General features: G+C 62.2%; 1 protein-coding gene. It reads right to left on the minus strand.

Translation table 11 applies throughout. From position 1 onward, the window contains the following. Window positions 1-181 (minus strand): response regulator (locus NLU14_RS21885; RefSeq protein WP_275710582.1); only part of this gene is annotated, 181 nt, incomplete at its 3' end. Window positions 182-270 lie beyond the last annotated feature (89 nt).

Raw genomic sequence — 270 nt, forward strand, 5'->3', positions numbered from 1 at the left:
TGAGCTCGAGCCCCGACATGCCGGGCATCGTGATATCGGTCATCAGCAGCTGGACCGGATGCTCTCGCAGGAACTGCATCGCCTTTTCGCCGCTGGCCGCTTCGCCCGCGATCTCCACGCCGTACTTATCCCACGGGAAAAGAAGCCGGAGCCCCTTGCGCACCAAATGTTCGTCATCCACGATCAATGCCTGAATCAAGGCCGAGCCCCCCTGTCTTGTCGATTGGCAGACGGATCGAGATCGTCGTCCCGACGCCGCGCTCGCTCTCC

This window comes from Marinobacter iranensis (assembly GCF_029207565.1).
Taxonomy (GTDB): Bacteria; Pseudomonadota; Gammaproteobacteria; order Pseudomonadales; family Oleiphilaceae; genus Marinobacter; species Marinobacter iranensis.